General features: G+C 55.3%; 8 protein-coding genes. 5 read left to right on the top strand and 3 right to left on the bottom strand.

What is annotated here, in order from left to right:
• The 3 genes from mmuM to RTY00_RS16485 form a co-directional block, all read right to left on the bottom strand.
• A partial coding sequence (gene mmuM, locus RTY00_RS16495) for a homocysteine S-methyltransferase (RefSeq protein WP_312665159.1) occupies window positions 1-603 on the bottom strand: 603 nt, incomplete at its 3' end.
• Entirely contained in the window at window positions 593-2,008 is a 1,416-nt protein-coding gene (gene mmuP / locus RTY00_RS16490) for an S-methylmethionine permease (protein ID WP_312665160.1), read from the bottom strand. The genes mmuM and mmuP, both read right to left, overlap by 11 nt.
• 132 nt (window positions 2,009-2,140) lie before the next feature.
• The gene (locus RTY00_RS16485; RefSeq protein ID WP_154155573.1) at window positions 2,141-2,479 is read right to left on the bottom strand and encodes a DUF2002 family protein; all 339 of its coding nucleotides are present in this window, start codon (window positions 2,477-2,479) and stop codon (window positions 2,141-2,143) included.
• A 150-nt stretch (window positions 2,480-2,629) separates the two neighbouring features.
• Here RTY00_RS16485 and RTY00_RS16480 point away from each other — a divergent pair, with 150 nt between their 5' ends.
• The 5 genes from RTY00_RS16480 (at window position 2,630) to nrdF (ending at window position 6,997) form a co-directional block, all read left to right on the top strand.
• Window positions 2,630-2,950, top strand: coding sequence for a DUF883 family protein (locus tag RTY00_RS16480; protein WP_008101623.1), 321 nt, complete (start codon window positions 2,630-2,632; stop codon window positions 2,948-2,950).
• A gap of 311 nt (window positions 2,951-3,261) precedes the next feature.
• Window positions 3,262-3,504: a glutaredoxin-like protein NrdH gene (nrdH, locus tag RTY00_RS16475; RefSeq protein WP_008101624.1), complete on the top strand. Its 243-nt coding sequence runs from the start codon at window positions 3,262-3,264 to the stop codon at window positions 3,502-3,504.
• A 3-nt stretch (window positions 3,505-3,507) separates the two neighbouring features.
• Entirely contained in the window at window positions 3,508-3,912 is a 405-nt protein-coding gene (gene nrdI, locus RTY00_RS16470) for a class Ib ribonucleoside-diphosphate reductase assembly flavoprotein NrdI (protein ID WP_007886412.1), read from the top strand.
• Window positions 3,891-6,029 (top strand): class 1b ribonucleoside-diphosphate reductase subunit alpha, encoded by a 2,139-nt coding sequence (gene nrdE, locus RTY00_RS16465; protein WP_312665158.1) that lies wholly within the window; start codon window positions 3,891-3,893, stop codon window positions 6,027-6,029. Before nrdI ends, nrdE begins: the two co-directional genes overlap by 22 nt.
• Window positions 6,030-6,037: 8 nt before the next feature.
• On the top strand, window positions 6,038-6,997 hold the full coding sequence (nrdF, locus tag RTY00_RS16460) for a class 1b ribonucleoside-diphosphate reductase subunit beta (protein ID WP_312665157.1): 960 nt from the start codon (window positions 6,038-6,040) through the stop codon (window positions 6,995-6,997).
• The last annotated feature ends 46 nt before the right edge of the window (window positions 6,998-7,043 follow it).

Here is a 7,043-nt window from a genome sequence, read left to right as displayed (position 1 = left end):
GTGCTCGGCATCGCGTAGGGTAAAAGAGAACCACGCGCTGCTGTCAGGGAATTCGGCCAGTAAACTCACCAGCGCCTGCGCTTCAGCGAAGGACGGCAACGTTTCGCAGGCCAGCAGATCGACGCCCGCTTCCAGCAACGCCTTAACGCGCGGACGATGGAACGCTTTCATCTCCTCTTCCGGCAGCGCGTAATCACCACGATACTCCGCACCATTGGCCAGAAAAGCGCCATATGGCCCGACGGATCCGGCCACCAGCAGCGGCGCGGTGCTGGCCGAGGATGCGCGATAGTCGTCACGCGCGCGCTGTGCCAGCTGTACGCTCTGGGTGATGAGTGCCAGCGCCTGCGCTTCATCTAATCCACGCGCAGCAAAACCCTGCGGCGTGGCCTGATAGCTGGCGGTGATCGCCACATGCGCGCCAGCGGCAAAGTAGTCGTGATGCACCTGATAAATCAGCTCAGGATTTTCTACCAGCACTTTGGCCGACCACAACGCATCGGCCAGATTGCAGCCGCGCGCTTCCAGCTCGGTCGCCAGCGCACCATCGAGAATCAGCGTGTCAGTTTGGGTTAGTGCCTGCGCGATGGGATTACGCGACATCGTTGGCCTCCTCAGCCTTAAGGGATGACTTACGTCGTTGCGTGACATGGTATGCGGCATAACAGAACAGCACAAACGGAATGCCGCACCACAGCGCAATACGCTGCGACGGATCGAACGCCAGTCCGACGCACGCCAGCAGGCAAAGCAGGAAACCGAGAATCGGCGTCAGCGGATAGAGCGGCGCGCGATACGCCAGCTGTTGTAAAGTGCCGCCCGCCTGCAGATGACGGCGACGGAACACATAGTGCGAGGCGCATATGCTGAGCCACACCGCCACCACAGCAAAACCGGAAATCGCCGACAGCGCCACAAACACCGTGTCCGGCGCAATCACGCTGGAGAACAGCGCCAGCAAGCCGCCAATCATGCTCACGGTCAGCGCCAGCACCGGAATACCGCGGCGATTAACGCGCGCAAAACAGCGCGGCAGCGTCTTCTCATTGGCCAGCGACCACAACATGCGGCCAGAAGCATACAGGCCGGAGTTGGCGGCGGAGAGGATGGCGGTAAGGATCACGAAGTTGAAGATATCCGCCGCATACGGGATGCCGATCTTTTCAAACACCAGCACAAACGGGCTTTTGACGATCCCAGCCTGATCCATCGGGATCAGCGCCGCCAGCACGAATACCGTGCCGATAAAGAAGATGATCAACCGTGCAACGGTGGTACGGATCGCCAGCGGCAGCGCTTTTTGCGGCTGCTCGGTTTCACCGGCGGCGATACCGATCAATTCCGTGCCCGAGAAAGCGAAGTTGACCGCCACCATGGTCATCAGAATAGGCAGCGTGCCGTGCGGCAGCCAGCCGGAAGCGGTGAGATTGTGCAATCCCGGCGCGGCGCTGCCGTCTTTCATCGGAATAAAACCAAAGATCGCGCCTGCGCCGAGAATGATAAAGGCGATGATGGTGATCACTTTGATGATGGAGAACCAGAATTCACCTTCGGCAAAGAAGCGCGTTGAGACGATATTCAGCAGATAAATAGCGATGCAGAACACAAGACACCACACCCATACCGGCACGCTCGGGAACCAATACTGCATGCAGAATCCGGCGGCGGTCAGGCTGGAACCCAGCGCCACCGTCCAGGTGAGCCAGTAAAGCCAGGCGACGGTATAACCGGTGGCCGGGCTGAGATAGCGTGCGGCATAGACGTGGAACGCGCCGGTCTCCGGCATCGCCACAGCCAATTCGCCGAGACAGACCATCACCAGCCACACCACCAGCGCACCAATCAGATAGGCCAGCAACGTACCGGCTGCGCCGGTGGTGGAGATGATGTAGCCGGTATTGAAGAACAGCCCGGTTCCGATCACACCGCCCAGCGACAGCATCACCAGATGCCGTACTTTCATGGTGCGCTTAAAATTTTCCTGCGGAGGCGTATCCTGAGTTTGCATCATATTTATCCGTATGGACGTCTGAACATCTATATGGACACAGGGTTATACGCGTCAGCGTGCGGATTTGCAACGGGGCAGAAGGTAAGGATTAAGTGAGGATTTGCGGCCCCGCGATGACGGGGCGCAAGATCAGGCGCCGAATACGCCTTGCAGATAACGCTCAAGCGCAACGCGCGAGCTGAAGCCGTGCGGAATACCGTAATGCTCCTGCGAATCGCCCATTAAATAGAGTGGAAATTGCGTGTAGTGATCGCAGGTTTTCATCTCTGAGGCTGGTTCAGCAAAGCTCTGGCTTTTCTCTTTCAGCGTCGGGTGAATGATTAAGGCGGTCCGTCCCATACGCGCTTCGCGATTGACGTACACATAGTTATCGCCGCGACGATAACCGTAAATTTTTGGCGTTTGGGTATCCATTTCGAAGCCCACTTTCTCAAGTACGCGCGCTACCTCATCTGGTCGTAAATACATGCTTGCTCCTCTCTTCACACAGCCCCGCAACCTTACAGCAGCAGGATGGCATGGGCATTCGGAATTTTCCCTAAAGCCTGGCACATCCCTGCGTTTAATCACGCTTCGTCTACACTGAGTATTACGTTTTAAATCAAAGGGAGCTAAAAAATGTTTAATCGAAGCGCAAAAAACGATGACATTGATATTAATCAGGATGTAAACGAACTGGCCGATTCGCTAGAGGCGTTACTTAAATCTTATGGCAGTGAAGCTAAAGATGAGGTTGATAATGCACGCAGCCAGGCGCAGGCGCTGCTGAAGCAGACGCGTGCCAAACTGAGCGGCGGACAGAGTCGCGTATCGCAAGCGGCGCGTGACGCCGGTACGCAGGTTGATGCCTATGTACACGACAAGCCGTGGCACGGCGTCGGCGTGGGTGCGGCAATCGGTTTAGTGCTAGGTGCGCTGCTGGTGTCTTCACGCCGATAAGCCTGAAAGTAGACTCAATAAGCCTCGCTGATGCGGGGCTTTTTTGTGGGCGCGAGATAGTGCGATATGACCCTCATTCGCTTTACAAAAAATTTTTCCGGTCTGGAAGGCGCATGATCTCTGGGCTTAGCGATTATCCGAAGATCAAAATAACAAAACCCTATATCTGGTGGGCTTGACCCTTTTAATCACTACATCTAGTATTCAACCCATCAACCAGCTACCAAATGTCGTCAAGGACGAAGTTCGATGCAAACAGGAATTTGCTTCGTATCTCGCAATCTGACCGCAATCAAAGGGAAATACGAATCATGCGCATTATTATTTACACCAAAGACAACTGTGTCCAGTGCAATGCGACAAAAAATGCCATGGACCGCAAAGGTATCGACTATCAGCTGATCAACCTTGATACCCAACCCGAAGCCATCGACAACCTCAAATCTCTCGGCTATCGCCAGGTGCCGGTGGTGATGACGCAAGACGATCACTGGAGTGGCTTCCGTCCCGACAAAATTGCCAGCCTGCGCCAGCTCGCGGCCGTCGGGGGATAAGCCATGTTTCCACTGGTCTATTTCTCTAGCCAGTCGGAAAACACGCACCGATTCATCACGCGTCTTGGGCTGCCTGCCCGCCGTATTCCGGTTGATGGCACGCAGCGCCTGCATATCGAGCAGCCCTACATTTTAGTGGTGCCGAGCTACGGCGGCGGCAGTTCGCGCGGAGCCGTGCCGAGACAAGTGATTCAATTCCTCAATGATGATGCCAACCGACGCGGGATTCGCGGGGTGATTGCTGCCGGTAACCGCAACTTCGGTGAAGGTTATTGCCTGGCGGGCGACATCATTGCGCAGAAATGTCAGGTTCCCTATCTCTACCGCTTTGAGCTGATGGGAACCCCCGACGATATCGCTAATGTAAAAGCGGGAGTGACCCAATTTTGGCAACGACAGACACCCTAAACAGCTCGCTAACGGATTACCACGCGCTTAACGCGATGCTGAACCTGTATGACGCCGATGGCCGCATCCAGTTCAGCAAAGATCACGAAGCGACGCGTCAGTTCTTCCTGCAGCATGTGCAACCCAATACCGTGCAGTTTGCCTCTGCGGGCGAACGCCTGCGCTATCTGGTGGCAGAAGGCTACTACGAAGCCGAAGTGCTGAATCAGTACGATTTCGCTTTCCTGTGCCAGCTGCACAATGAAGCCGATGCGGCAGGTTTCACTTTTCACACCTTCCTCGGTGCATGGAAGTTTTACACCAGCTATACGCTGAAAACTTTCGACGGCAAACGCTATCTGGAAACTTTCGAACAGCGCGCCTGCATGGTGGCGCTGACGCTGGCACGCGGCAATGAAACCTTAGCGCGCGAGCTGCTGGCGGAGATGCTGAGCGGTCGCTTCCAGCCGGCTACGCCAACCTTCCTTAACTGCGGTAAGCAGCAGCGCGGCGAGCTGGTCTCCTGCTTCCTGCTGCGCATCGAAGACAACATGGAATCGATTGGTCGCGCGGTGAACTCGGCGTTGCAGCTGTCGAAACGCGGCGGCGGCGTAGCGTTCCTGCTCTCTAACCTGCGTGAATCAGGTGCGCCGATTAAGCGCATTGAGAACCAGTCATCGGGCGTGATTCCGGTGATGAAAATGCTGGAAGATGCGTTTTCCTACGCCAACCAGCTTGGTGCGCGTCAGGGCGCAGGCGCGGTGTGGCTGAATGCGCATCACCCGGATATTTTCCGTTTTCTCGATACCAAACGCGAAAATGCCGACGAGAAGATCCGCATCAAAACGCTGTCGCTCGGCGTGGTGATCCCGGATATCACCTTCCAGCTGGCGAAAGAGAATCGCGATATGGCGCTGTTCTCGCCGTACGATGTCGAGCGCATCTACGGCAAAGCCTTTGGTGATATCAGCATCAGCGAGCATTACGACGAGATGCTGGCGGATGATCGCATCACCAAAACCTACATCAAGCCGCGTGATTTCTTCCAGACGCTGGCAGAGATTCAGTTTGAGTCGGGCTATCCGTACATCATGTTCGAAGACAGCGTGAACCGCAGTAACCCGATTGCCGGTCGCATTAACATGAGTAATCTCTGTTCCGAGATTTTGCAGGTTAATAGCGCCAGCGAGTTCTATGACGATCTTAGCTACCGTCGCGTCGGCAAAGATATCTCCTGCAACCTCGGCTCGCTCAACATTGCCCATGCGATGGATTCACGCAATCTGGCGCAAACCGTGGAAACCGCCGTGCGTGCGCTGACCGCCGTTTCTGAGATGAGTGAGATTAATTCTGTGCCGTCGGTGGCGGAAGGCAATCGCCGCTCGCACGCGATTGGTTTGGGTCAGATGAACCTGCACGGTTATCTGGCGCGCGAAGGCATGGCGTACGGTTCAGAAGAAGCGCTGGATTTCACCAATCTCTACTTCTATTGCGTCACCTATCACGCCGTGCGCACCTCGAATCTGCTGGCGCAGGAGCATCAGAAGAGTTTTGACGGTTTCGCCGAATCAAAATACGCCAGCGGCAGTTACTTCGATAAATATGTCGAACAGCGCTGGCTGCCGCGCACCGCGCGCGTGGCAAAACTGTTTGCCGATGCCGGACTGGCTCTGCCAACGCAGGCCGACTGGCAAGCGCTGCGTGCAGCGGTGATTCAGCATGGATTGTACAACCAGAACCTGCAGGCGATTCCGCCAACCGGTTCGATCTCGTACATCAACCATGCGACCTCCAGCATTCACCCGATTGTGTCGCGCATTGAGATCCGTAAAGAGGGCAAAACTGGCCGCGTCTATTATCCGGCTCCGTTTATGACCAACGACAATCTCGACCTTTATCAGGATGCGTACTCGATTGGGCCGGAAGCGATTATTGATACCTACGCCGAAGCCACGCAGCACGTCGATCAAGGCTTGTCGCTGACGCTGTTCTTCCGCGACGACGTCACCACGCGCGATATCAACAAAGCGCAAATCTACGCGTGGAAGAAAGGCATCAAAACGCTCTATTACATTCGTCTGCGCCAGATGGCGCTTCAAGGCACCGAGGTGCAGGGCTGCGTCTCCTGCTCACTGTGATGAAAACTATGCAGCTAAAACAAATTCAAGCGATTAACTGGAACCGCATCCAGGACGAGAAAGACCTCGAAGTGTGGAACCGTTTGACCAGCAACTTCTGGCTACCGGAAAAAGTGCCGCTCTCCAACGATCTGCCGGCGTGGCAGTCGCTGGACCACCAGCAACAGCAGCTGACGATTCGGGTGTTTACCGGCTTAACGCTGCTCGACACCATCCAGAACGTGATTGGTGCGCCGGGTCTGATGGAAGATGCGATTACACCGCATGAAGAAGCCGTGCTGTCGAACGTCTCCTTTATGGAGGCGGTGCATGCGCGTTCGTACAGTTCGATTTTCTCCACGCTGTGTAACACCGCAGATGTCGATGTGGCTTATCGCTGGAGTGAAGAGAATGAAGCGCTGCAGAACAAGGCGAAGATTGTGCTGGAGCACTATCGCGCCGAGGATCCGCTGAAGAAGAAAATCGCCAGCGTGTTCCTTGAATCGTTCCTGTTCTACTCCGGTTTCTGGCTGCCGATGTATTGGTCAAGCCGTGGCAAGCTGACCAACACCGCTGACCTGATTCGTCTGATCATTCGTGACGAAGCGGTTCACGGATACTACATCGGCTATAAGTACCAAAAAGCGCTGGAAAACGTTGATGCTGGTCGCCGCGAAGAGTTGCAACAGTTCGCGATTGATTTGCTGCTGGCGCTGTACGAAAACGAAGTGGTGTATACCGAAGCGTTGTACGCCGAAGTCGGCTGGGCTGAAGAGGTTAAAACCTTCCTGCACTACAACGCCAATAAAGCGCTGATGAACCTCGGCTACGAAGCGCTGTTCCCGGCGGAATTGACCGCAGTGAACCCGGCAATCTTGTCTGCGCTGTCGCCTAACGCCGATGAAAACCACGACTTCTTCTCCGGCTCCGGTTCCTCATACGTTATGGGCAAAGCCGTAGAAACCGAAGACGAGGACTGGAATTTTTAATATTAAAAACCGGTGCGCATTAATGCGCACCCTACGTCGTAGGGTC

The organism is Pantoea sp. CTOTU49201, assembly GCF_032054795.1.
In the GTDB taxonomy this organism is placed as follows: domain Bacteria; phylum Pseudomonadota; class Gammaproteobacteria; order Enterobacterales; family Enterobacteriaceae; genus Pantoea; species Pantoea symbiotica.
This window is presented reverse-complemented; position numbering and strand designations above follow the sequence as displayed.